Origin of the sequence: Collinsella sp. WCA1-178-WT-3 (M1), from assembly GCF_009696325.1 — a bacterium.
In the GTDB taxonomy this organism is placed as follows: domain Bacteria; phylum Actinomycetota; class Coriobacteriia; order Coriobacteriales; family Coriobacteriaceae; genus Collinsella.
Genome location: NZ_VUME01000012.1, coordinates 20999 through 46074 on the forward strand (window position 1 = coordinate 20999; position 25076 = coordinate 46074).

17 protein-coding genes and 1 tRNA gene are annotated in these 25076 nt (G+C 59.9%); 9 read left to right on the forward strand and 9 right to left on the reverse strand.

Translation table 11 applies throughout. The annotated features are described in order from the left end of the window. Positions 1 to 64: 64 nt before the first annotated feature. A complete protein-coding gene (locus FYJ40_RS07455) occupies positions 65 to 1402 on the reverse strand; it encodes an LPXTG cell wall anchor domain-containing protein (RefSeq protein WP_154517932.1) in 1338 nt (445 codons plus the stop codon). 337 nt (positions 1403 to 1739) lie between these two features. Here FYJ40_RS07455 and FYJ40_RS07460 point away from each other — a divergent pair, with 337 nt between their 5' ends. Then, a complete protein-coding gene (locus tag FYJ40_RS07460; protein WP_195838609.1) occupies positions 1740 to 2969 on the forward strand; it encodes an InlB B-repeat-containing protein in 1230 nt (409 codons plus the stop codon). Between the two features lie 129 nt (positions 2970 to 3098). On the opposite strand, the gene guaA is transcribed toward FYJ40_RS07460, so the two are convergent. Continuing rightward, complete coding sequence (gene guaA, locus FYJ40_RS07465; protein ID WP_154517938.1) at positions 3099 to 4697, reverse strand: glutamine-hydrolyzing GMP synthase; 1599 nt, start codon at positions 4695 to 4697, stop codon at positions 3099 to 3101. Between the two features lie 268 nt (positions 4698 to 4965). Between guaA and FYJ40_RS07470 the strand changes: the two genes are divergently transcribed. Then, a complete protein-coding gene (locus FYJ40_RS07470; RefSeq protein ID WP_154517941.1) occupies positions 4966 to 5979 on the forward strand; it encodes an asparaginase in 1014 nt (337 codons plus the stop codon). Between the two features lie 317 nt (positions 5980 to 6296). Here the strand turns inward: FYJ40_RS07470 and FYJ40_RS07475 are convergent, their stop codons facing one another. The 6 genes from FYJ40_RS07475 to FYJ40_RS07500 all read right to left on the reverse strand — a co-directional run bounded on the left by FYJ40_RS07475 (position 6297) and on the right by FYJ40_RS07500 (position 12416). Beyond that, entirely contained in the window at positions 6297 to 6515 is a 219-nt protein-coding gene (locus FYJ40_RS07475) for a helix-turn-helix domain-containing protein (protein WP_154517944.1), read from the reverse strand. Between the two features lie 475 nt (positions 6516 to 6990). Further along, positions 6991 to 7374, reverse strand: coding sequence for a DUF1648 domain-containing protein (locus FYJ40_RS07480; protein WP_154517947.1), 384 nt, complete (start codon positions 7372 to 7374; stop codon positions 6991 to 6993). An 11-nt stretch (positions 7375 to 7385) separates the two neighbouring features. Continuing rightward, positions 7386 to 8462: a redox-regulated ATPase YchF gene (gene ychF, locus FYJ40_RS07485; protein ID WP_370450661.1), complete on the reverse strand. Its 1077-nt coding sequence runs from the start codon at positions 8460 to 8462 to the stop codon at positions 7386 to 7388. 114 nt (positions 8463 to 8576) lie between these two features. Next, a complete protein-coding gene (locus tag FYJ40_RS07490) occupies positions 8577 to 9830 on the reverse strand; it encodes a 4Fe-4S binding protein (protein ID WP_154517950.1) in 1254 nt (417 codons plus the stop codon). A gap of 151 nt (positions 9831 to 9981) precedes the next feature. Beyond that, positions 9982 to 11049 carry a glycerol dehydrogenase gene (locus tag FYJ40_RS07495; protein WP_154517953.1) on the reverse strand — a complete coding sequence of 356 codons (1068 nt, stop codon included), beginning with the start codon at positions 11047 to 11049 and terminating at the stop codon, positions 9982 to 9984. Positions 11050 to 11201: 152 nt separating this feature from the next. Next, positions 11202 to 12416: an iron-containing alcohol dehydrogenase gene (locus FYJ40_RS07500; protein WP_117794788.1), complete on the reverse strand. Its 1215-nt coding sequence runs from the start codon at positions 12414 to 12416 to the stop codon at positions 11202 to 11204. 500 nt (positions 12417 to 12916) lie between these two features. Between FYJ40_RS07500 and FYJ40_RS07505 the strand changes: the two genes are divergently transcribed. From FYJ40_RS07505 to FYJ40_RS07525, 4 genes are all read left to right on the forward strand, one after another. Continuing rightward, positions 12917 to 13993, forward strand: coding sequence for a hypothetical protein (locus FYJ40_RS07505; protein ID WP_154517956.1), 1077 nt, complete (start codon positions 12917 to 12919; stop codon positions 13991 to 13993). After that, entirely contained in the window at positions 13993 to 15036 is a 1044-nt protein-coding gene (locus FYJ40_RS07510) for a hypothetical protein (RefSeq protein ID WP_154517958.1), read from the forward strand. The genes FYJ40_RS07505 and FYJ40_RS07510 overlap by 1 nt, the downstream gene beginning before the upstream one ends. 45 nt (positions 15037 to 15081) lie before the next feature. Beyond that, the gene (locus tag FYJ40_RS09060; RefSeq protein ID WP_229770723.1) at positions 15082 to 17259 is read left to right on the forward strand and encodes a MurT ligase domain-containing protein; all 2178 of its coding nucleotides are present in this window, start codon (positions 15082 to 15084) and stop codon (positions 17257 to 17259) included. Between the two features lie 298 nt (positions 17260 to 17557). Further along, positions 17558 to 17634: transfer RNA gene (locus FYJ40_RS07525), tRNA-Glu, on the forward strand. Between the two features lie 572 nt (positions 17635 to 18206). On the opposite strand, the gene FYJ40_RS07530 is transcribed toward FYJ40_RS07525, so the two are convergent. Continuing rightward, positions 18207 to 20294 carry a glutamine synthetase III gene (locus FYJ40_RS07530; protein WP_154517961.1) on the reverse strand — a complete coding sequence of 696 codons (2088 nt, stop codon included), beginning with the start codon at positions 20292 to 20294 and terminating at the stop codon, positions 18207 to 18209. Positions 20295 to 20792: 498 nt separating this feature from the next. Between FYJ40_RS07530 and FYJ40_RS07535 the strand changes: the two genes are divergently transcribed. From FYJ40_RS07535 to FYJ40_RS07545, 3 genes are read left to right on the forward strand one after another with little or no spacing between them, the layout of a single operon-like run. Then, entirely contained in the window at positions 20793 to 21665 is an 873-nt protein-coding gene (locus FYJ40_RS07535) for a methylenetetrahydrofolate reductase (protein ID WP_154517964.1), read from the forward strand. Further along, positions 21665 to 22453: a hypothetical protein gene (locus tag FYJ40_RS07540; RefSeq protein ID WP_154517967.1), complete on the forward strand. Its 789-nt coding sequence runs from the start codon at positions 21665 to 21667 to the stop codon at positions 22451 to 22453. The genes FYJ40_RS07535 and FYJ40_RS07540 overlap by 1 nt, the downstream gene beginning before the upstream one ends. 9 nt (positions 22454 to 22462) lie before the next feature. After that, positions 22463 to 25021 carry a homocysteine S-methyltransferase family protein gene (locus FYJ40_RS07545; RefSeq protein WP_195838611.1) on the forward strand — a complete coding sequence of 853 codons (2559 nt, stop codon included), beginning with the start codon at positions 22463 to 22465 and terminating at the stop codon, positions 25019 to 25021. Positions 25022 to 25076 lie beyond the last annotated feature (55 nt).

Genomic DNA, 25076 nt, shown 5'->3' on the forward strand with positions numbered 1-25076 from the left:
AAGGCCCCTTTGCTGATTATCTTAGCGCTTCATTTCAATGGAGCTGCACCAATGGTATCCGTGCTTATTTATAGTTGTTGCGCTTTCTGAACGTGAAGAGCGCCCCAGCACCGGCAGCGATCGCAACGCCGCAGATGCCCATTGCATAGAGGGCGGCGCTATCGCCGGTGTGAGGGAGATTGGATGCAGACTTATCGGAGTCGACCCCGACGATGGTCAGCTTGGCATCGTCGATGTTCACGGTGAACTGGTCGGTCACGTCGTTGCCGTCGGAATCGATGACGACAGCTTGGCCGGAAACCTTGACAGGGTACTCGCCTGCATCGGTGCCCGCTGCAGAAGCCTCAACGCCGGAAACGTAGAAGGTCTGACCATTGATCTGGAACTCCAGGGTCTCGAAACCGGATACGGACTTCTCGGTGCCGTCGTAGGTCACGGACTTGGAATTGGGAGTGAGGGTGATCTGGTACTTCTCGCTACGGTCGGTAACGGTCAGGGTTCCGTACGTCTTGTTGATCTGATAGTTGTCCAGATTGGTTCCCTCGTTGGGGATGCATTCGAATGCATTCTCGGAGGAGCCGACGATCTTCTGCGAACCGGTGAAAGAATAGGTGGCACCTTGGCCATCGACCCAACCAGTATCCCGGGCAGCCTCCCCAACGGTGACCTTGTGATTGGTCAGGGGCTCGCCGTCGTACTCCTTGGAACCACTCGCGGAGGTCAGGGTGACCGGACGTGGTGTGATCTCCACTATACCTGTTTCAAACTTGGTAATATTGTAAGAGTCGGGACTACCCTTAATAAATATTATCTCAAACGTATTATTATTCGTTATGCCAACATTGGTCCGAGAACTAGTCGATATGCAATAAACATCGTCAAACGTAGCAAAACCAGGATCAACTGATACGGGACAGGCAAGAGGTTCGCCGTCATAGGTTTTTGAGACGTTTGTGGACTTAAGAGTTACGTTACGCTTTGTAATCTCGATTTCGAATCGTTCCTCATCCACATCACCTCCCGAAACCACCAAGGTCACGTGGCCGACTTGAGTTCCCATTACAGAAACGGTCTTGTGATTAGGATAAAGATTATCAAGATACGAGATTGTGACATCTCCACCGTCATTGTCACGAATATAATCCCATTTATATTCAGACCTTGATGTTATATTGGTATATTGTGCAGCAACGCCGTACTGAATCTTATCAGGGCCTTTGAATGCATTGCCAACGGGATCGCTTACCGCCCCGCCCCCATCAGCGAAAGCTGCGACGGGCAGAAAAGATGCTGCCAGCACTGCCGCCAGCATCACCCTCGCAAATCTTTTCGCAAGCGATTGGGAGAGAACTGCAGTTGCGACCTCTCCCCATTTGGAGAATTTGGAATCCATGAAGCTCATGTCTGCTCCAATCGCATCGAATTGAACCAACGTAAAACGCAACACGACGTACAGTGTGTTGCTGCGTTTTTTCGATTTGGTAAAGAATAACCGAGTCTTTGTTGGCTATGCGTCGTTTGAATGTAATTACCTCTCTAATAAATCATATTTGTTACTTTTCTGCACCACCAAACCAGATTCTGCCTCCTTCGAATTAGGCACCCACCCCATCAAGACCACGAAGCATCCCCGTCCAGAGCAAGCCCGAGCCGAGCAAGGGACATGCCCGAAAATAATTCTCTGTTAACATGAAATGCAATGTTGCAATAGGGAGCGCACGCTTGAATTGGAGGATACGATGAAGATACAGGTTAAAGAGACCTTGGCCAGGCGCCGGACGGTTTTCTTCCTCACTCTCGCAGCCATAGTCGGCGTTTGCGCTTTCACCTTCTCCGGCGCCCAGAATTACGCCTGGGCTGAAGGCGAAGGGCCCATTGCCACCTGGAATAGAGTCCTAACGCCGGAAAGTTCTTCTATTCCTGACGATAATGGATTGAATCTTTCGCTTTCAATAATACGAGCTAGCTCGAGCGATTACCTGGAGGCCTATATCACGAATAACGGCGGAGATACAATTTCCCCATCTGTCCTTGAGTTGACAACGAATGATGGACAAACATTAATCGCCAAATTTACAGAACCTATTCCTAATGGCGGCCAAACCGGAGCATCTTCCATTGAAGGCTCGGATGCCAATACCCGATTCACTAAAGCAGAGCTTTATTTGATGCACGAAACCGTCACCGTGACCTTCGATATGAAAGGCCACGGAGCCCAGATTGACCCCATTACGGTCAAGAAGGGGACGTCCGTCACCCTGCCCGAGCCCACCGATACCGACTATGACTTCGGCGGCTGGTTCACCGATGAGAGCCTCACCACCTCGTTCAACGGCACCGCCGCTACAAGCATGACCGTCTACGCCAAATGGACCGAAAAGGAAAAGGTCACCGTTTCCTTCGAATCCGAATTCGGGACCGCACCTGAGGCCAAAACCGTGAACAAGGGCGAGATCGTCGAACTCCCCAATCTAGGCACTGACGGCGACTACACATTCGTTGGCTGGATTCCTAAGGGCTCCGAAGGCACCGATCCCCTTAAAGGCGAATACACCGCTAAAGAAAACATCACTTTCACGGCTGTCTGGGAAGCTCCCTCCACTCCCATCATCGAAATGGTCGATGTCACCTTCGACATGAACGGCCACGGCGACAGTGTGACCAAGCAGACCGAGAAGGACAAGCCCATCACCCTTATCGATGTTCCCACCGCTGAAGGCTACACCTTCAAGGGCTGGACCTACGACAAGGAAGGCAAGCAGGCCTTCGACCCCAAGAAGAACGCAGACCAGGACACCACCCTGTACGCCCAGTGGGAGAAGAATGCCGACTCCGCTCCCATCAACTCAACAATCCCTCGGACCGGTGACAACCAGATGGCACTCCTGGCATCCCTCTGCTTCAGTGCAGCAGCCCTGATCGCAGTCGGCATCGCGTTAGCCGCGTATCGCAAACGCAAGCACGCATAAAGCATACGTGACGTTACCGTTCTAATTCTCGATCTAAACAGAGGGGAGTCCCGCGGGACTCCCCTTCCCATTCGCGTACCTAATTACGCTGTTCCTACTAAAATTGGGAACTCTATTCCCAGTTTTCTCCTATTCCCACTCAATGGTCGCGGGCGGCTTGGACGTGATGTCGTAGCACACGCGGTTGGCGCCGGGAACCTCGGCAACGATGCGGCCGGAAATGCGGGCCAGCACCTCGTAGGGCAGCTTGGCCCAGTCGGCGGTCATGGCATCACTGGATTCGACGGCACGCAGGATGATCGGGCGCTGATAGGTGCGCTCGTCGCCCATAACGCCAACGGACTTGATGTCGGGCAGGACCGCGAAATACTGCCAGCAGCTGTGCTCAGAGTTGCGCTCGCCGGTCTGCTCAAACAGGCGCTCGTTGTAGGCATCCAGCTCCTCGCGCACGATGGCATCGGCGTTTTTGAGGATCTCGAGCTTCTCCTTGTCGACCGCACCGATGATGCGGATGGCCAGACCCGGGCCCGGGAAAGGCTGACGGAACACGATATGACCCGGCAGGCCCAGTGCCAGACCAAGCGCGCGGACCTCGTCCTTAAAGAAGTGATCAAGCGGCTCAATGAGGTCGAAGTGTACGCCCTCGGGGAACGGGATCAGGTTGTGATGGCTCTTGATGGTGGCCGTCTTGCCGCCTGTCTTGCGAGCGCCGGACTCGATGATGTCGGGGTAGATGGTGCCCTGAGCCAGGTACTTGACCGGCTTGCCATCGGTCTCGAGCTGCTGCGCCACGGCGAAGAACTCTTTCCAGAACTGAGTACCGATGATGCGGCGCTTCTCCTCGGGCTCGGTCACGCCGGCCAGAAGCTCGGCATAACGGTCCTCGGCGTGAACGTGGATAAAGTCGACATCGAACTGCTTGGTGAAGACCTCCTCCACCTGCTCGGGCTCGCCCTTGCGCAGCAGGCCGTGGTTGATGAACACACAGGTCATCTGCTTGCCCACGGCGCGAGCGCCCAGCGCAGCCACGACGGAGGAGTCGACGCCACCGGACAGGGCCAGAATCACGCGGTCGTCGCCGACCTTCTCGCGGAACTCGGCCGTCATGGTCTCGACCAGGTTGTCCATGCTCCAGTTGGGCTCCAGACCGCAGATCTCAAACAGGAAGTTGCTCAGCAGCTGCTGACCGTACTCGGAGTGCTTGACCTCGGGGTGGAACTGGGTGGTGAAAATCTTGCGCTCGGGGCACTCCATGGCGGCAACCGGGCACACGTCGGTGCTGGCGGTAACGGTAAAGCCCTCGGGCACCTCGGACACGGCGTCGCGGTGGCTCATCCACACGGTTTGCTGCATGGGCGTGGAGTTAAAGAGCTTGGCGCCGGCAGTGCGCGTAATAGTGGCGCGGCCGTACTCGCCCACCTCTGAGTGACCGACCTTGCCGCCGAGCGTCACGGCCGTGATCTGATGGCCGTAGCAGAAGCCCAGGACGGGAAGGCCCAGGTCAAAGATGGCAGGATCGATGGACGGAGCGTCCTCGGCATACACGGAGGCCGGGCCGCCGGAAAGGATGAGCGCAGAGGCGTTCATCTCGCGAATCTCATCGGCCGAGATGTCGCAGGGAACAATCTCGGAATACACGTTGAGGTCGCGGACGCGACGGGCAATGAGCTGACCGTACTGCGCACCAAAGTCGAGTACGAGGACCTTTGCGGAAGCCTTTTGATCCATGGTTTCCCCCTCTTGTTGGCGGGGAGCCGGTGCCCACCCGCGCGAATAAACGAGAATAACTTTCATAGTGTACACGTTATATGGGGTTTCTCGTCCCTCGCAGCCATCAGCGCACGGCAAACGCACGACCTGGGCCCCTATTTGACGGCAATTGAAGTGTTACCAAACGTTACAGATGATGTAATACGTTTGAACATTGGACACCCTGTGCCACAATACTGCCGAACGACTCCGCCTCTGGGGCGGCAAATACGATAGGAACACCAACATGAAGCGCATCCTTCTCATCGCCACGGGCGGCACCATCGCATCGACCGAGGACGGCAACGGCCTCTCCCCCGCCCTGACCGGTGAGGAACTCGCCCAGAGCGTCCCCGAGATCTCGGGCCTCTGCGAGCTCGACGTCGTGCAGCCCATGAACATCGACAGCACCAATATGCGTCCGAGTGACTGGATGCGTATCCGCGACGTCATCGTCGAGGGCTATGCCGACCACGACGGCTTCGTGATTCTGCACGGCACCGACACCATGAGCTACACCGCGGCGGCGCTTTCTTACCTGATTCAGGACAGCCCCAAGCCCATCGTGCTCACCGGCTCGCAAAAGCCCATGGGCAACCCCTTTACCGATGCCAAGCTCAATCTGTACCAGAGCCTGCTCTATGCGCTTGACGAGCATTCGCACGACGTCTCAATCGTGTTTGGCGGTGTGGCCATCGCCGGCACGCGCGCTCGCAAGCAGCGCACCATGAGCTTTAACGCGTTCATTAGCGTCAACTATCCGCCCATTGCCTACATCCGCAACGACCGCATCGTGCGCAACGGGCTCCACGGCACCCACCAGAATGAGAGCCCGGTTCGTTTCTACGACAGTATCGACCCGCGCGTGTTTGTCCTTAAGCTCACGCCCGGCGTGAATCCAGGCATATTGGACGCCCTGACCGATAGCTACGACGCCGTAATTCTGGAGACCTTTGGCATTGGCGGTATTCCCGAGTTTGGCGAGTCCGGCGAGTCATTCCAGGAGGCGATTTTCCGCTGGGTCGATTCGGGTCGCACCGTCGTTATGACCACACAGGTCCCCGAAGAGGGCCTCGATCTGGGTGTTTATGAGGTCGGCCGTGCCTACGCCGACCATCCGGGTATTTTGCGCGGCGACGATATGACCACCGAAACGCTCGTGGCCAAGACCATGTGGGCGCTCGGCCAGTCACGTGATGCGGCCGAAATTCAGCGCCTGTTCTACAGCCAAGTCAACCATGACCGCATCCCGATGGTGTAGCTAAAACAAAATCCGCCTCTTTGGGCCTTGTAGGGCACGTGGTACCTCTCGGAACGTGCAAAAAGCGGAGTTTTCAGCACCCGCCCCTTCCGGAAACGTTAAAACCGCTAGCTGTAAATCGCTTTTCGGTTCGATAGGCTCGTCCCACGCGTCAATTATTCCTCATAATAATGTATTTTGTGGATAATCCAAAACAGCAAGCATCGTATTTGCGCCTTCGGTTGCTGTCAATTTATTGAGGGATGCTGAATACTCGGGTTTTTGCACGCCGCCGTCGGGGGGACCCGTTCAGCAAACGACAAATCTAGCAAAAACGCCTACTCAATGCCCTCGAGGAGCTCTGACACCGTCATGCCAAGCGCGGGCGCAAGTTTAAATAAAATCTCGAGCGTGCTGTTTGCCGTTCCGTTTTCGATTTGATCGAGATAAGGTCGGCTGATTCCAACCGCCACGCAAAAATCGACCTTGGAGATACCAAGGGCCTTGCGCGTCCGCTCGACTCGCTCGCCAAGAATCTGTTTCGCATGTTCGTTCATGCAGACGAGTTTGAAATGGAGCAAAACAAAAACGTAAACTATAGTTTACGTTTTGCCCAATATACAGGAGTTTTCTATGTCGGGTTCTTCGGTCCGCATGTACCGAGCCACGCTTCGCACAAACAGCGCACCGCCCAAGCTCGTCGTCGTTGAAGCAGAATGCCTTTCGCCCGATGAGCGCACAGCATTTGCATTGCTATCAAGTCGCGTCGCCGCCGTTTTGGTCCCTTGCCCAGCGCAAGGTGAACTTGCCATCCAATGCCAAGCGCACGGCTGCTCACTCAATCAGGCTGCCGTAATCGCAACCAGCCAGTGTGGCCTGCCCCTTCTCTTGGAAGCCGGTATCGCGCTCTGCCTTCGCGGTGCCGGATACGAAAACGAGGCCGCCGCCGATGTGGTCTTTCAACCACGATCGAGCGGCGGCCTCGCAGCAGCCATCGAATATGCTTGCAGGCTCGTTGCCTAAAGGCGCAAGCTAAAAGCCCAGGCCAAAGCCTGTGCCGGTAATCGCCGAATACATAAAGTAGACGTTAATTACGTTGAGGAATGCGCCCGTGATGCAGCCGTTTCGCAGGTAGCGCTCGCACACGATGCGTGCCATGGCGGCGGAGTCCTCATTGTTCTTAGCCTGGCGTCCCGCCGTAAAGTACGTCGCCACGCTCAGCAGCAGGTTGAGCACCGGCAGCGCCAGCAGCTCGTAGCTCTTGCCCCAGCGCGTCACCTCACCGGCGGCATTAAACTTTGTTGCCACCTCGGGACCAATGTTGGGGATTACAAACGCTGCGACCACCAGCGGAAGCACTGCAAGCACCAGCAGCGCGATGCCCATGTAGCCAGCTTTTTTTCCATATTTAAACATGCTCGCTGTCCTTACACGTTAAAGCGGAAGTGCACGACGTCGCCATCGGCCATGACATACTCTTTGCCCTCGATGCGCAGCTTGCCTGCAGCCTTGGCGCCTTGCTCGCCACCGAGCTCGATGTAGTCGTCATAGCCAATGACCTCGGCCTTAATAAAGCCGCGCTCAAAGTCGGTATGGATGACACCGGCGGCCTGCGGGGCGGTCGCGCCCTGACGCACCGTCCAGGCCTTGACCTCCATCTCGCCAGCCGTAAAGAACGACTGCAGACCGAGCAGCTTGTAGGCTGCCTGCGCGAGCACGTCCAGGCCGGGCTGCTCCAGGCCCAGGCTCTCCAGGTAGTCGGCCGCATCCTCGGGATCGAGCTCGGAAAGCTCGGCCTCGATCTTGGCGCAGATCGGCAGTGGCTTGACGCCATCGATGGGCGCCAGCTCCTCGTTGAGCATGTCCTCGTCCACGTTGGCCACATACAAGATGGGCTTCATGGTGAGTAGGAACAGGCCCTTCGCAGCGGCGCGCTCCTCGTCGGTCATCTCCATGGACGCGGCGCGCTTGCCCTCGTTGAGCCAGGCGAGCAGGCGCTTGGCGACCTCAAACTTGGGCATGAGCTCCTTGTCGCGCTTGGCCTCCTTCTCGAGCTTAGGCAGCTGCTTTTCGAGCGTGCCCATGTCGGCCAGGATGAGCTCGGTCATGATGGTGTCGGCATCGCCGGCGGGATCGACGAACTCGCCCGTGCGACCCACCTCACGCATGACGTTGGGATCCTTAAAGTAGCGCACGACCTCGCAGATGGCGTCGGTCTCGCGAATGTTTGCCAAGAACTGGTTGCCCAGGCCCTCGCCCTCGTTGGCACCCTTCACCAGGCCCGCGATGTCGACAAACTCGACCGTAGCCGGCACAATGCGGCCAGGGTTGACAATGTCGGCGAGCTTTTGCAGGCGGCTATCGGGCACATCGACGATACCCACGTTGGGGTCGATCGTGGCGAACGGGTAGTTGGCGGCAAGGCCGGTCTTTTTGGTAAGCGCGGTGAACAGCGTCGACTTGCCCACGTTGGGCAGGCCCACGATACCGATGGAAAGGGACACGACAGCTCCTTTTGGTACAGGTACTTCAAACTGTATAAGTATAGCGCCGCCACAGCATCCGGGCGAATCCGGACACCGCGGCGGCGCAAATGAAGCAGAGATTGGGGTAGCTGGCTAGTCCGCGAGCTTCTCCACCTGGTCGAGCATCTTGTCGAGCTTGGCCTTCGCCTCGGCTTTTACCTTTTGGGCCTCTTCGTGGGCTTTGGCCTTCTGAGCGGCCTTTTCCTCGGCTTCGGGGTCGACGACAACCAAGTTGGACGCATCGTGTTCGACCAGCTTGAGCGCATGTTCGGGACAAACCTTGACACAGGCACCGCAGCCCAAGCAATACGTGGACTCCAACGCGAAGCGGCCGCTTCCCACCAAATCGCAGGCGAACGTGGGGCATACATTGACGCACTCGCCACACGACGTGCACTTGTCAAAATCGCACTCCGGCGTGCTCACCTGCATGTTCTGGGCAAGCTCGGGATGGTTCTGCAGTGTCGAAAGCACCAGCTGCCGCCCATGCGTGAGCGAACGGCGACGCTTTGCCGTCGTGGTGCCGCACATGGTGTTGAGCGTGCGCTCCAGCTGGGTAATCTGATGGCGATGGGCCTTCAACTTCTGCGTCACCGAGGCCAGCGCCGCCGTCGCCGGGTTGAGCTTGGTCACCGTCAGGCCCGTCGTGCGGGCGATCTTTTCCATGTACTCCTTGCGCTCGTACTCGCGGAGCTTATGGCACTTGAGGCTCTTGGGGTCGACCTCCAGGCCCATACCCGTGCCAGACCACTCCTCAGCCTTCGCAATCGCTTCGCCCAGGATATCCTCGCCGCCGGTGTTGCGGCATTTATCGCACACGCCCAGCGGAAGGTACACACTCACGTTGGGATAGTCCGCCAGTACCGAGAACCAGGTCTCGGCCGTAATATCGCCCACGCAGGCAACGACGACCTCGTTCTCGCGCGGCATGCGCTTGAGGGCACGCGTGCAGGTGACGTAGGCGGTCTCGTGGCTCGTTGCCGCCGAGACAATGTCGTCATACAGGTTTTTGGGCGCCAGGCGCGGCGAGATGATTGCCTCGGTCGGACAGGCAGCGGCGCACAGGCCGCACTTGCGGCAGGAGTCGAGAATCTCGATGGAGTCTTCCTCGACCTCGATAGCGTTGACCGGGCACACATCCATGCACGCGGAGCAGCCACTCTTTTCGTTTTTGCAGGTCAGGCACGGAATGGTGTTGCCGCGCGGACGCTCCTTGTAGTCGGCGGGATTCCACTGCGGCGCCGACGGATCGAGCGCATCGGTCACACCGCCAAGCGGGTTTTTAAGAAAGTCGAAACCCTTGCTGATCTCGATAATGTCATCAAACAGATCGTGTTCCTGCGCCATGCGCGGCCCCTCCCTGAGCAGTGCAAACAAGCAAGAGATAATGATACGCCATCGGCCCACGCCTCGGGCAAATTACACGCGGCGCATCTTTGAGACAAATAGCCTATGGCCTATCGCCGCCTCGATTGCACAAGGTCAATCAAGCGCCAAGCTATGCCCCGCACATGAGCTGCACGAGCTTTTGTTTGGTCACCTTGGCCTGTTCGTTAGCCATATTGCGCTCGTTCTTAAAAGTTGCGTCCGCAACGCTCAGCAGGTCGGCATCGGAAATCTCGCCAAGGCCCAGCTCCTCGAGTGTCGTCGGCAGACCCACGCGCTGGCAAAACTCGAGCACCTGATCAAGCTCGGGCGCGCGCTCCAAACGAAGCTGCACCACCAGGCCAAATGCCACGGCCTCACCGTGCATGGCCTTGCACTCGGGCAGAATCGTCAGGCCGTTGGCGATAGCATGCGCCAACGCCAAGCCACCGCTCTCAAAGCCGACGCCCGAGAGTAGGATATTGCACTCGACCAGGCGCTCAACCGCCGGCGATATACGACCCTTTTTAAGATCGCGCTTGGCAGCGACACCACACTCCATGAGCGTGTCGTAGCAGGCACGTGCCGCGACCAGGGCAAAGTGTCCCGGCGCGCCACCGTGCTCGTTGGCGCCGTGCGCCGCGGCGCACGAACGCGCCTCGAAGTACGTTGCCAGCGCGTCGCCCATACCAGCGACCGTCATACGCAGCGGAGCCGCCGCAATCACGTTGGTATCGACCACAACCAAATCTGGATTCTTCTCGAGCATCAGATAGCGGTCGAACGACCCATCCTCGTGATACAGCACCGAAATCGCGCTGCACGGACCGTCCATCGAAGCCGCCGTGGGGCATACGCACAACGGCAACTCGGCATAAAACGCAACGGCCTTGGCGATATCGAGCATCTTGCCGCCGCCAATACCCACCACCATGTCGCAATACTCAGCCTGGGCTTCCTTGGCCATTTCGATAACGGCCTCTTCCGTACACGGACCGTCATAAATCTTAAAGAACGGCTCGCTTAGATCTTCGTCCAGAAATCCATCGACGATCTGCCTGCACAGCCGATCCTCGGTGCCCTGGTCAAACAAGACATAGGCAGCGCAGCCCAACCATGACAAATATCTGCCCTGACGCGAAAGTTCGCCCGGCCCCTGAACATACCGGCCGGGACCGCCATAAACCATAGGAAGCGCCATACGAGAATCCGTCCTTCATCAAACAACGATTGGTGCAAAGCCACCTGTCCCCTTGTGGCAACTTGGCGCATTGAGGACAGGTTAGATTGCACCATAGCAAAAAGGGTCCCGCGCACAGAGCGCGAGACCCTTATCAGAACAATGTGTGCCGATTAGAACGTGACCGGGGTGTCGGTGTAGACGCACTCGAGCAGCTGCTCCATCTCCTCCTGAGACGGCTGGCGCGGGTTGGAGCCCGTGCAGGCGTCGAGGATGGCGTTGGCGGCAACGTCGTGCTTCTTAGCCTCGAACTCATCGTAATCGATGATGGACTCGTCGGCCTTCACGCCCTTGGCACCGTAGTTCTTGATGCCCTGCGGGATGTCGAGCTTGTCGTTGAGGTCGCGAATCTCCTGGACCAGGGCCTCGACCAGCTCGTCCTCGGTCTCGCCGGCGAGGTGCAGGATCTCCTTGGCGATGAAGGCGTAGCGGCTCTTGGCGCGAGCGTCCTTGGCGTTGAACTGGATGACCTTGCCCAGGTACATGGCGTTGGCGCAACCGTGGATGATGTGGTCGCCCTCAAAGGCGGCACCGGTCTTGTGAGCCATGGAGTGGACAATGCCCAGCAGACCCGAGGAGAAGGCGATGCCGGCGATGCACTGGGCGTCGTGCATGTGCTGGCGGGCCTCATGATCGCCCTGATAGGACTTGGGCAGCCACTCGACGATCTCGCGGATAGCATGCAGGGCGTTGGCGTCGGTGTACATGGAACCAGCGGTGGAAACGTAGGCCTCGATGGCGTGAGTCAGAGCGTCCATACCGGTGTGAGCGCACAGCTTGGCGGGCATGGTGTAGGTGAGCTCGGGGTCGACGATGGCGACATCAGGGGTGATGTTGAAGTCGGCCAGCGGGTACTTGATGCCCTTGGCGTAGTCGGTGATGACGGAGAACGCGGTGACCTCGGTAGCGGTGCCGGAGGTAGAGGAGATGGCGCAGAAGTGAGCCTTCTGACGGAGCTCCGGGAAGGAGAACGGGACGACTGCCTCCTCGAAGGTCTCCTCGGGATACTCGTAGAACAGCCACATAGCCTTAGCGGCATCGATGGGCGAGCCACCGCCAATGGCGATAATCCAGTCGGGCTGGAACTCGGTCATGGCCTCGGCGCCCTTCATGACCGTCTCGACGGACGGATCGGACTCGACGCCCTCGAACAGCTTGACCTCGAAACCGGCCTCCTTGAGGTCGGCCTCGACGTCCTGCAAAAAACCGCCGCGGCGCATGGAGCCGCCGCCGGTCACGATGATGGCCTTGCTGCCCTTGAGGTTCTTCACCTCGTGGCGAGCGCCCTCACCAAAGTACAGATCGCGAGGATTGGTAAAACGTCCCATACTGTGCCTCCTAAACAAGCCCCTCTTAGACTTGCGTATATAACGGAGCACCCGATTGGCTCCGTTAGGACCGTTTTGCGCGTTGCCGGCGATGACAATGCGCGATGTCTAAACGTCTCAACGCTCAGACAAACATTATTTTACCGTTCTGGTTGGTCAGTTATTTACTTAAAGCCGACAATGATGAAACGTTTTTTCTATCCCTGACGACCCTTATGCGGCATTCATACTCCCAAGCTGGGCAAACGTTTTATCAAGGTTGACCACATATCCAGGGCAGGACTGTGCCCCTCCAAAAGACACACCGTTCGCCGCCAAAAATCGACCGTTTGCGGCACCGTGATACCACTCGGTCGTCCAAGGTGCCGACATTTGTGCGACATCCGTCTTCGTGGTGCAAAGGTGCATGTCCAAGTGCGGCACTCCCAATGTGCCTCATGCGGGTAAACTAGAACCTTATATAGAGACATTTGAACCCTAACCGCAGCAAAGGAGGCCCCATGGCATTCGATCCCATTCAAGAAGATTGCCATCGCCTCGTTCTTGAGGCCTTGCGCCGCGACAATATCCCGCTCACCGACGGCCCTGCCGTAGAGCGTCTGATGGAACAATTCACCCGCAACCCCGCGCCGCTCATCGTGCACGACCGCGACCGCGCCGGACATCTGATTGCCAAGGTAGTCGAGGCTGTCGACTACCGCATTCCCTTTATCCCTGACGATACCCAGGCAGAGCAAGAAGAGACCGCTGCCGAAAACATGCTTCGCGAGGCAGCCGCACTCGACCCGACCAACTGGGACGCTCAGCGCATGTTGACCGCCCTCACCGCTAACTCCAACGAGGAGTACGTACAGTACTTGGTATCCAAGCGCGATGAAGTCGAGCACGACCTGGCACTCAAGATCGCCTCGGCGCAGGACCCCTACGAGCGCGAGGCCGCAGGCGACCTTACACGCCGCCCCTACCTGCGCTGGCTTGCCGCCCTTGCGTCGCGCGCCCTCATTAGCGGCCGTTACCGCCTGTCGCTCGAAACCGCAAACCGCAGCCTGGACTTTGCCCCCAACGATCCGGCCGGTGTCCGCCACACTGCGATGCTCGCCATGGCAAAACTCGAATACCCCGCCGAGGAGCTCAAACGCTTTCGCTCTGCCCACTCCGTCCCCTATCTCGCCAATACGCCGCTGCGCCGTCGTCCCAAGGACGCGGAACGCGACTTAGACCCGTGGACGCTCATCGCGCTGATGAGCGCTGCCTGGCGCGAGCTGGACTACGAGGGCGCCGAACACTACTTGCGCATCCTTGCGCGCTCGTGCCCGCACGCAGCCGAGGCGCTTTACTTTCAAACCGAGTTTCCCGATGGCGTCTATGCCCGCGTCAACGTGGGCGTGGGCTCCACCGACGAGCTTGTCCTTGCGCTGTCCGAAGCGACGCCGGTACTGCAGGAGGGCTTGGGCGCCCCCGACAACGCCAGCTTTGCCGCCTGGGTCGCCACCAACGATATCGTGCGTTCCCAGATCGACGAGCGCATCCTGCGGGCGGCCGAGCAGGGCTTGCCGTTTAAGGGAGGAGACCTCTAATGGATCCGAGCGTCTACATCCCCGCCTACCTGGAGCGCGCCTACGTTGCGTCGCACCCCGAACTCACCGATGCAGCACGCGATCTTGTCCATAACGACGTGAGCGTCAACCCTCATAAGTATGCGCAGACCGAGCATGCCCAGGCACTGCTTTCCTATGCCGGTGTTCACCGCCACCTGCTCGACGAGCTCCATCGTATCGAGGATATGGGCAGCGATGAGGAGTTTGAGCAGACGCGCAACCGCCTGTTCGACGATATGCGCGATGAGCTGCTCAAGATCGTCCGCGTCGATGCGCTGGCGGTAGATGCCCAGCTGCTTGCCATCATTTTGGCGGACACGCCCGTCGACGCCTGCCTGGGCGACCTGATGAAGCTCGAGGCGACCACAGCCGATTACTTACGGCAAAGCGTGCCCGGATTCGATATGGAGGCCCCGCACTACTGGACCAACAAGGTGCTGGCAGACGGCGTGACGGCGGCCGATCTCACCGTGAGCGAGCCGGCGCTTATCGGGTGGCTCCACACGCTCGAGGCCATCTCGCAGCTGTGCATGGCGAGCGCTCGCTACCGTGCTGCCGTCAACTATTCTCGCCGTGTTCTTAAGGCGGAAGGCTATCCCACCCGAGCTGCCGGCACCGTGCTACTCGCCCTCGCTCGTCTGGAAGACGAGGACGGCTTTTTTGCCCTGGCCCACCAGCTCGAGGAGCAGATGGGGGCCGATGTCCTCGAGAACTCCCCCTGGTACCTACTCGCCCGCACGATCCTGCTGTTCAAAACGAACAAGATGCGCCCGGCGACACGCGCGCTGCGTGAGTTTGCCAACCGCTGCGAGGGCGGCGCGTTCTTTTTGCTGAACCCCATGTATCAGACGCCGTACCTTCCCTGCCGGCCCGAGCCGCACGACCCCTGGGACCTTTCGCACCAGGCAGTTTGGGAGGCCGACGGTATCATCTCGGATACTCCCGACTTTGCCCCCTGGGCCAACGCTTGCGAAGACGTATCGCAGCTTGCCCAGGAATTTGCGCGCCGTTATGGCTTTTAACGGCACGATCGCCACGACCATGTCATTCACGTTAGGAACGGCTTCATGAACTTCCGCTCATCTCTCGCCTGCACTTCGAGCGATATCGCCCGCTGGGGGCTGCGCTCCATCCTTAAGCGCCAGGGCGGCGTACTCCCCGGCCGCATCGCCATGAAGATCGACCCCGAGCTGCTAAGCGACCTCGCGAGCCTTGTCGACCGCAGCGTGGTGGTCACCGGCACCAACGGTAAGACCACCACCTCCAACCTCATCGCCGACGCCGTTGCCGCCAGCGGCGCCACCGTGGTATGCAACCGCGCTGGCAACAACATGGAGCCGGGCGTGGTGGGTGCCCTGCTCGAGGGCCGCAGCGATCTTAAGCGTGCCGCCAGCAGCAAGCGCGTAGGCGTCTTTGAGTGCGACGAGCTCTACACGGTGCGCGTCTTGCCCAAGCTCAAGCCGACCTACTTTGTGCTGCTCAACCTGTTCCGCGACCAGCTGGACCGCTACGGCGAGATCGACCACACCCAGGACGTCATAGCCCACGCGTTGGAGCTTTCGCCGGCAACGACGCTCATCTATAACGCCGACGACCCGCTCTGCGCCTCGATCGCCGCACGCGTCCCCAATATGAGCATCGCCTTTGGCATCGACGGCGCCACGGGCACCGAGTCCGATCGCATTAGCGACTCGCGTTTTTGCTCGCAATGCAACGCGCCGTTAGAGTACGACTATGTTCAGTACGGCCAGCTCGGCGCCTATCATTGTCCTTCGTGCGGTTGGAGTCGCCCCGCGCTGGTCCGTCGCGTGACAGGCGTTGAGCTCGGCTGCGACGGCTACGGCTTTGACCTGGCCTTTGGACCCGAGGCAAAAGCGCCCGCCACGCACATCGCCACACGCTACAACGGCCTGTACATGGTCTACAACGTTGCCGCCGCCTTCTTTGCGGCGCGCGAGTTGGGTGTGGACGCAGCGCATCTGCAGCCCACGCTCGATGCCTACGTCCCCGCCGGCGGACGCATGGGCCGCTGGGAGATTGCCGGCCGTACCGTCGAGGCAAACCTGGCCAAAAATCCCGTAGGCTTCGATCGCCAGATCCAGTCCATTAAAACGGCAGGCGGCAGGCTCTGCGCCTTCTTCCTGAATGACAACGACGCCGACGGCCACGATGTCTCGTGGATCTACGACGTCGACTTCGAGCGCATCGCCGATACCCCAGGGCTTATCGCCTTTGCCGGGGGTACGCGCGCGCACGACATGCAGGTGCGCCTGAAGTACGCCGGCATCGACGCCGCCATCATCTCGAATATCGAGCAGGCGATCGGCGCCGTGGCAGATGAGGCAGCCGATGACACCTTCTACGCCGTCGCCAATTACACGGCATTTCCGCCACTGGTCAAAGAGCTCGACGGACTTAAAGACGCCGATGCGAGCTCGGTTGCCTCCTGCGCCGTAACACGCACCGATGGCAGCGCCGTCCCCACCGATATTGCGCCGGTCGAGCTTCCGCGCCCGCTGCGCATCGTCTATCTGTATCCCGATGCCCTCAACCTCTATGGCGACGGCGGCAACGTCATCGCCCTCGAGCGCCGCTGCGCCTGGCGCGGCATTCCCGCGCGCGTGGACGAGGTCCGCATGGGCGAGACGCTCGATCTTACCGACGCCGACATCGTCATGATGGGCGGCGGTGCCGACCGCGATCAGTTGGCTGTGGCACACGAGCTGCTCGCTCAAAAGGACAAGGTTGCGACATATGTTGAGGACGGCGGCTCGTTGCTCGCTATCTGCGGCAGCTATCAGCTGCTCGGTCGTTCGTACTATATGGGCGAGAATCGCATCGAGGGCCTAGATGTCATCGCCGCCGAGACCGTGCGCGGCTCCGACCGCCTGATAGGCAACGTCGCCGTCAAGACCGACCTGGCACCCGAGCCCTTTGTGGGGTTCGAGAACCACGGCGGCCGCACGCTTTTGGACGCTGATGCCACGCCGCTTGGAACGTCTGTCGTCACGGGCACCGGCAACAACGGCGACGATGGCTTTGAGGGCCTCATCTATAAGGGCGTCATTGGCACGTACCTACACGGACCAGCACTGCCCAAGAACCCCGAGCTCACCGACTGGCTCATCGCCCATGCCCTCGAGCGCCGTGGCGATGCGCAGGCCGCCGCCCTGCTGCCGCTCAAGCCCCTCGACGACACCTACGAGCACGCCGCCCACGACGCCGCCATGAAGCTTCTCCCCTAACGCCCCGCCACCACAAAGGGACAGGCACCTTTGTGGTGGTTTTGACCCATCCCAGCCGTTTGTCTCAATCTGTAACATCTATTCCGTTAAAAGTCGTCTTACTGTTACAGAATGAGATGTTCGTTCCGACGTCTGCCTTTTGTCTCGATCTGTAACAGATAGAGCCGATTTGCCCGCCCAGATGTTACAGATTGAGATGTTTGAAGATCGGGATAGAAAGTCAGCTCCTGTGTGGTGGTTTTTCAGTTTGCCAACGATATGTGAACGGATAAAAAAGTCTGCTATACTCTTTCCCGCTGTCCCCATCGTCTAGCGGCCAAGGACGCCACCCTTTCAAGGTGGATATCGCGGGTTCGAATCCCGCTGGGGGCACCATTTGAAACGAGAAGCCCATTACCCCCGCGGTGACGGGCTTTTTTCTACCCCAACGTCGGGATTCGAACCCGACAGGGTGCGGAGCTGAGGAAACGCGAAGCGTTTTCCAGCGCAGCACGCAAGGAGCGAAGCGACGCAGCGAAGGCGGGCGGCGCCAGCCGCACGCGGACATCCCGCTGGGGGCACCATTTAAAACGAGAAGCCCGTTACCCCCGCGGTGACGGGCTTTTTTCTACCCCAACGTCGGGATTCGAACCCGACAGGGTACGGAGCTGAGGAAACGCGTGAGCGTTTTCCAGCGCAGCACGCAAGGAGCGAAGCGACGCAGCGAAGGCGGGCGGCGCCAGCCGCACGCGGATATCCCGCTGGGGGCACCATTTAAAACGAGAAGCCCGTTACCCCCGCGGTGACGGGCTTTTTTCTACCCCAACGCCGGGATTCGAACCCGACAGGGTGCGGACCCCGACAAATCGGCGGCAAAACGGACTCCAAAGCGTCCTTCGCAATCAAAAAGCCAGGGCCCGCGCGATGCGGACCCCGGCTTAATACCGTGACGATATGTTGGCTATGCCCTACACGTAGAACAGAATGTCATCGTAGGTCGGGACCGGCCAGTAGTCGGCGGCCACAATCTCCTCCATGGCATCCACGGAGGCACGCAGCGTATCCATAGCGGGAACAACCTCGTGTGCATACACATTGGCCTGCTCCTGGCCATCGAGAGCCTCGGCCTTCTGATGCACGGCGTCGAGCGCCTTGATGGAGTCGTTGATGGCGGTGATACCGTTGCAGAGCTTGTTGAGCGTGTTCTGCTCGCACTGCATGGCGGCCTCAGCACCGGCGGCACGAATTGTCTCAAGGCCCTTAGCGACCTTGGTGGCATAGGCGGTAATGACCGGACGATAGGTACGACGTGCCTCGCGAATCATCGTGGTAGCCTCGATGTTCATGAGCTTGTTGTACTTCTCGAGCTTGCAGTCGTAGCGGCACTGAGCCTCGGCCTTGGTCAGGACGCCCGTCTCCTCAAAGAGCGCGATAGCCTTATCGGAAACAAAAGCGGGAAGAGCGTCGGCCGTGGTCTTGTTGTTGGCAAGGCCGCGCTTCTCGGCCTCGATGGGCCACTCGTCGGAGTAACCGTCGCCGGAGAACAGGATGCGCTGGTGATCGGTCAGCACCTTCTTACAGTACTCGAGCGCGGCGTCCTGGAACTTATCCTCGGGCGTACCTTCGAGTGCGTCGGCGAAGGACTTGAGCGACTTGGCCACGGCGGCATCGAGCACCAGGTTGGAGTCGGAGACGTTCTGCTCGGAGCCGCAGGCACGGAACTCGAACTTGTTGCCGGTGAAGGCGAACGGAGAGGTGCGGTTGCGGTCGGTGTTGTCCTGCATCAGCTTGGGCAGGGTATCGGCGCCCAGGTCGAGCACGCCGCGCGTGGCATGGACGGAAGCCTTGCCATCGATGATCTTCTCGACGACCTCGGTAAGCTGGTCGCCCAGGAAGATGGACATAATCGCCGGAGGAGCCTCGTTGGCGCCCAGACGATGGTCGTTGCCGGCCGAGGCAACGGAGGCACGCAGGAGCTCCTGATAGTTATCGACGGCCTCGATCACCGCGGTGAGGAAGACGATGAACTGCAGGTTGTCGAGCGGGGTGTCGCCCGGATCGAGCAGATTCTCGGACTCGGTGCCAAGCGACCAGTTATTGTGCTTGCCCGAACCGTTGATGCCCTCGAAGGGCTTCTCGTGCAGCAGGCAGACTAAATCGTGGCGGGAGGCGATGAGCTTCATCTTCTCCATCATGACCAGATTCTGGTCGATGGCCTCGTTGACCTCGCCATAGACGGGGGCGAGCTCATGCTGGCAGGGAGCGACCTCGTTGTGTTTGGTCTTGGCGGGAATGCCAAGCGCCCACAGCTCATCGTCCAGGTCCTTCATATAGGCCGAGACGGTGGGGCGGATAGCGCCAAAGTAGTGCTCCTCGAGCTCCTGGCCCTTGCAGGGAGCAGCACCAAAGAGGGTGCGGCCGGTGATGACCAGGTCCCTGCGCTTGCGGTAAGCGTCCTTCTTGATCAGGAAGTACTCCTGCTCATCGCCCACGGAAGGAACGACCTTCTTGGGGGTCTTACCAAACAGCGCCAAAACGCGCTTGGACTCACGCGAGAGCGCGGTCATGGAGCGCAGCAGCGGGGTCTTCTTGTCCAGGGCCTCGCCCGTGTAGGAGCAGAAAGCCGTGGGGATGCACAGGACATCGTCCTTGATAAAGGCGGGGCTGGTGGGATCCCAAGCGGTATAGCCGCGGGCCTCGAAGGTGGCACGCAGGCCGCCGTTGGGGAAGCTGGAGGCGTCCGGCTCGCCCTGGATGAGGTTCTTTCCCGTAAACTTGGTAATAGCGGTGCCGTCGTGGTTGGGTTCGAGGAAGCTGTCGTGCTTCTCGGAAGTAATGCCCGAAAGCGGCTGGAACCAGTGCGCGTAGTGCGTCGCGCCCTTGGAGATGGCCCAAACCTTCATGGCATGGGCAACGGCGTTGGCCACATCCAGGTCGAGCGGCTCACCGTCCTCGAGGGTTGCAGCAAGGCGCTTCCAAATGTCCTTGGGGAGGTAGTCCTTCATGACTTCCTCAGAGAACACCATGGTCCCGAAGCGGTCAGTAAGTTCGGCCATACGGAACTCCCTTCGTATCGGCACCGCGTGAGAAGCGGTGTTGATTACTAACGAACGAGTCATAGCTTAGACTCGCCGTGTTTCCGCGACATTACCGTTATGTTGCCGTCGCGAAACTAATCAATGAGGTTACCGCATCGCGGCGATGTTGCCACCCTCAACGGCCAATCAACTGTATAAATTGCAGACCTCTCCGCATGGTTTACGGGTAGTCTTTTTGGGACGGGGCTTTTTTAGCTGCCCTATTTAAATATGGTCTCAAGCTTTGGAGGCGCCGGATTGGGTAGCTAAAAAAGCCCCGTCCCAAAAAGACTACCCTGCGTACCTGGTTGATGGGGTAAAAAAGCTCCAAATTAGCTACGCTGTTATAGGGAATGCCGATAGCGAAACATCTTCGATTGGTATCCCCAAATAGCGAGTGAAACTCCACCTTAGCGCAGTGGTGCTGTAGAATCCTTGCAACAAAACATCGCACCCAGGCATCTAAAGGAGCACGATATGCGCGTCGACGAGGTTTTTAAGCAGGCAGCATCCCAGGGCACCACGCCCGTTTCGTTTGAGATGTTCCCGCCCAAGGGCGAGCTTACCCTCGACACGGCTCGCGAGGTGGCTGGCAATCTGTGCAAGCTTTCGCCGAGCTTTGTCTCGGTCACCTGCTCGGCCGGCGGCTCGGGCAACGGCGCCACCACCGCCCCCATCGCGCATATGATTACGAGCGAATTCGATACGCCCTCGGTGGCGCACCTCACCTGCGTTGGCCGCACGCATGCCGATATCGCTGCCAAGATCGACGAATACCGCTCCGCCGGCGTAGAAAATGTGCTGGCCCTGCGTGGCGATCTTCCCGCCAGCGCGAACGAGGATGACAAGCCCGCCTCGGACTACGCCTACGCCCGCGACCTCATCCCTGAGCTCGTCGACGCCGGCTTTTGCGTGGGCGCCGCAGCCTACCCCGAGGGCCACATTGCCTGTGAGAATCTCAACCTCTCGGTCGAATATCTCAAGCAAAAACAGGACGCCGGCGCGAGCTTCTTTGTGACGCAGCTCTTTTTTGATAACGAGTGCTTCTACCGTTTTCGCGAGCTTGCCGACAAGGCCGGTATCACTGTGCCCATTACCGCAGGCATCATGACGTTTATGGGCAAGTCGCAGATCAGCCGCATGGTCTTTATGTGCGGCGCGTCGCTGCCCTCCCCCGTCATCAAGATTCTCGCCAAATACGAGAACGACCCCGAGAGCCTGCAGGCAGCCGGTGTAGATTATGCCGCCCGTCAGCTTTGCGACCTTAAGGAGCACGGTGCCGACGGTCTGCACCTGTACACTATGAATCGTCCTGCGATCGCCGCAACCATTATGGAGCGCCTGGGGTAATGGAAAAACCGCACATCGATACAGCTTTTGGTGAAGTGCCGGCCGACCTTGCGTCGCCGGCGCTCTACCGTATCGATGATGCCCACCATCCCCGCGTCGATCGTGCCGAAATGCTGCGGTATCTGGGTTACGGCGGCCAGCAGATTGAGCCCGAGCTGTCACGACGTATTGAGCTTGTGGTCGAGCGCCTTGAGCTGGACATTGAGCCCCGTGGCGTGCGCCGCGTATTTGCCGTCGATGCCATGGGCGTGGACGAGCAGGGAGAACCCAGCATCCGTCTGGTTGGAACCAACGTTGAGCTGCGCGGCCGCGATATCTATCGACATCTCAAAGACGCCCGCTTTGCCGCGCTCATGGCATGCACCCTCGGCATGGACGCCGAGCGTCGCCTGCGCACCACGGGAGCCCAGCAGCCCCTAGAGGGAGCCGTGCTCGATGCCGCGTGCTCCGCCTATGTGGAAGCTGCCGTCGAGCAGATGGACCAGCAGGTCAAGGCTGCGGCCGCCGCACACGGACTCGCCGGTAACTGGCGCTTCAGTCCCGGCTACGGCGACTGCCCGCTTACGGCTCAGCGTTCAATCGTGGCTACACTCAACGCCACGCGGCTCATCGGGCTTACCGTCACACCTACCAGCCTGCTCATGCCCACCAAGAGCGTGACCGCGGTGATCGGTCTGTTTGACGGCGAAGTCCACGACGCCCAGAGTCGCCCCACCTGCAATATCTGCCGCATGCGCGAGCACTGCCGCTTCCGCGCCGCCCACACCACCTGCTATTCCAGCCATTAGGAGCCCCCGATGTTTACTCCGCTTATCACTCATGATCTGGACGGCGCCGCGCTGGCGGCGCCCGTTGATGCCGCCCGCCGCAAGGGCGCCACGTACAAGACGCGCACGATCGACGACCTTTGCATTAAGGACGATCGCTTGCGCGCCGCCATCGAGGGCACGGGGCACCTACTGTTCGACGGCGGCATGGGCACCATGCTGCAGGCGGCCGGCATGAAGGCCGGCGCCCTGCCCGAGCTGCTCAACTTTGAGGAGCCCCAGGTCATTACCGATATTCAGCGTCAGTATGTCGAGGCCGGCTGCGATGTGATCACCGCCAACACCTTTGGCGCCAACGCCCACAAGCTCGACGGTGCCGCCACCGTGGCAGATGTCTTTGCCGCCGCCGTCGCCTGCGCCCGCGCGGCCGGTGCCCGCTACGTCGCCGGCGACATCGGCCCCATCGGTGCGCTGCTTCGCCCCTTGGGTACCCTCAGCTTCGACGAGGCCTATGACCTCTTTGCCGAGGAAGTGCGCGCTGGCGTCGAGGCGGGTGTGGACCTCTTTATTATCGAGACCATGACCGACCTTGCCGAGATCAAGGCGGCGGTCCTTGCCTGCCGCGAGAGCTCCGACCTGCCCGTCTTTGCCACCATGACCTTTGAGGAAGACGGCCGCACCTTCCTGGGTACGAGTCCCGAGGTTGCCGCCATCACGCTCGACGCCATCGGCGCCGACGTCCTGGGCATCAACTGCAGCCAGGGACCGGCCGAGCTCCGAGGACTCGCCGCACGCATGCTCACCGTTACCGACAAGCCCGTTATGGTGCAGGCCAACGCGGGACTCCCCCACGTGGATGACGACGGTAACACCGTCTTTGACATCCAGGCCCCCGAATACGCCAAGGCCGTCGCCGGCATGATCGCCGACGGCGTGAGCGTCGTGGGCGGTTGCTGCGGAACCACGCCGGCGCACATGGCAGCGCTGCGCACGCTTATCGACAACCACACGCCCAGTCCGCGCCACCGCAAGCCCAGCATGTCGGTCACAAGCGCCCAGACGGTCGTGGACCTTCCCTGTGACGGCCACAAGATCGCCGTCATCGGCGAGCGCATCAATCCCACCGGCAAAAAGCGCCTGCAGCAGGCCCTGCGCGACGGCGACCTGGACTACGTCGTAAGCCAGGGCATCAGCCAGCAGGAGCAAGGCGCCGACATCCTGGACGTCAACGTGGGCCTGCCCGAGATCGACGAGGTCAAGATCATCCAACAGGCGACCGAACAGCTCCAGGGTTCCACGCTGCTGCCGTTGCAGATCGACTCCACCGATCCCGCCGCCGTCGAGGCTGCCGTGCGCCGCTACGCCGGCAAGCCCATCATCAACTCGGTCAATGGCAAACAGCAGATCATGGATGAGATCTTTCCGCTGGTCGCCCATTACGGCACCAACGTCGTCGGCCTCACGCTCGACGAAGGCGGCATTCCCGATACCGCCGAGGCTCGCTTCGCCATCGCCGAGCGCATCGTGGCCGAGGCCGCCCGCTACGGCATCGGACCGGACCGCATCCTCATCGACTGTCTGGTCATGACCGCCTCGACCAATCAACGCCAAGCCGAGCAGATCCTGCGCGCCATGTCCCTGTGTAAGGAGCGTCTGGGCGTCAAATGTGCACTCGGCGTGTCGAACATCAGCTTTGGTCTGCCCGCCCGCCCGCTGCTGGGCTCAGTCTTTTTGGCTGCCGCCTTTGGCGCGGGCCTGGACGCCCCCATCATGAACCCGGGTTCCAAGCGCTTTATGGATACCGTCTACAGCTATCGCGTCTTGAGCGTTGAGGACGAGGGCTCGACCGGATACATCGAGCGCTACGCCAGCTGGACCGATCCGTACAAGATCGCCGCGAACCCGGCGGCGGCTCAGACAGTATCGACCGACACTGTGCCCGCCGCTGGCACCGACGGCACCGACGGCAACGACGACCCGATTCGTCGCATGGTCGTCTCGGGCCGCAAAGGCGAGATTGCGGCCGAGACCGAGCGTCTGCTGGCAGACCACGACGCCATGGACCTCATCAACAACCACTTTATCCCCGCCCTCGACGAGGTTGGTATCCTCTTTGACCAGGGCAAGTTCTTCTTGCCGCAGCTCATGGCCTCGGCCGAGGCCGCGCGCGTGGGTTTTGACACCATCAAGCGCCGGATGCCCGCCGGCGAGATTGCCGACAAGGGCAAAATCTGCGTGGCCACCGTCAAAGGCGACATCCACGACATCGGTAAGAACATCGTCAAGATGCTGCTCGATAACTACGGCTATACCGTCTTTGACCTAGGCCGCGACGTCGACCCGCAGGAGGTGCTCAAGACCGTACGGGAGCGCGACATCAAGCTCGTCGGCCTCTCGGCGCTTATGACCACCACAGTCGTCGCTATGGAGGAGACCATCAAGCTGCTCCATGCCGAGGTGCCGGGCGTCAAGATCATCGTAGGCGGCGCCGTACTCACCCCCGAATACGCCAAGCAGATCGGCGCGGACTACTACGCCAAGGACGCTGCTGAAAGCGCTCGTATCGCCGAAGAGGTCTTTGGGCAGTAACACAACGGAAACAACCGAGCACCAAAACGTGCCGCATGCGCCACTTGGCACGTGC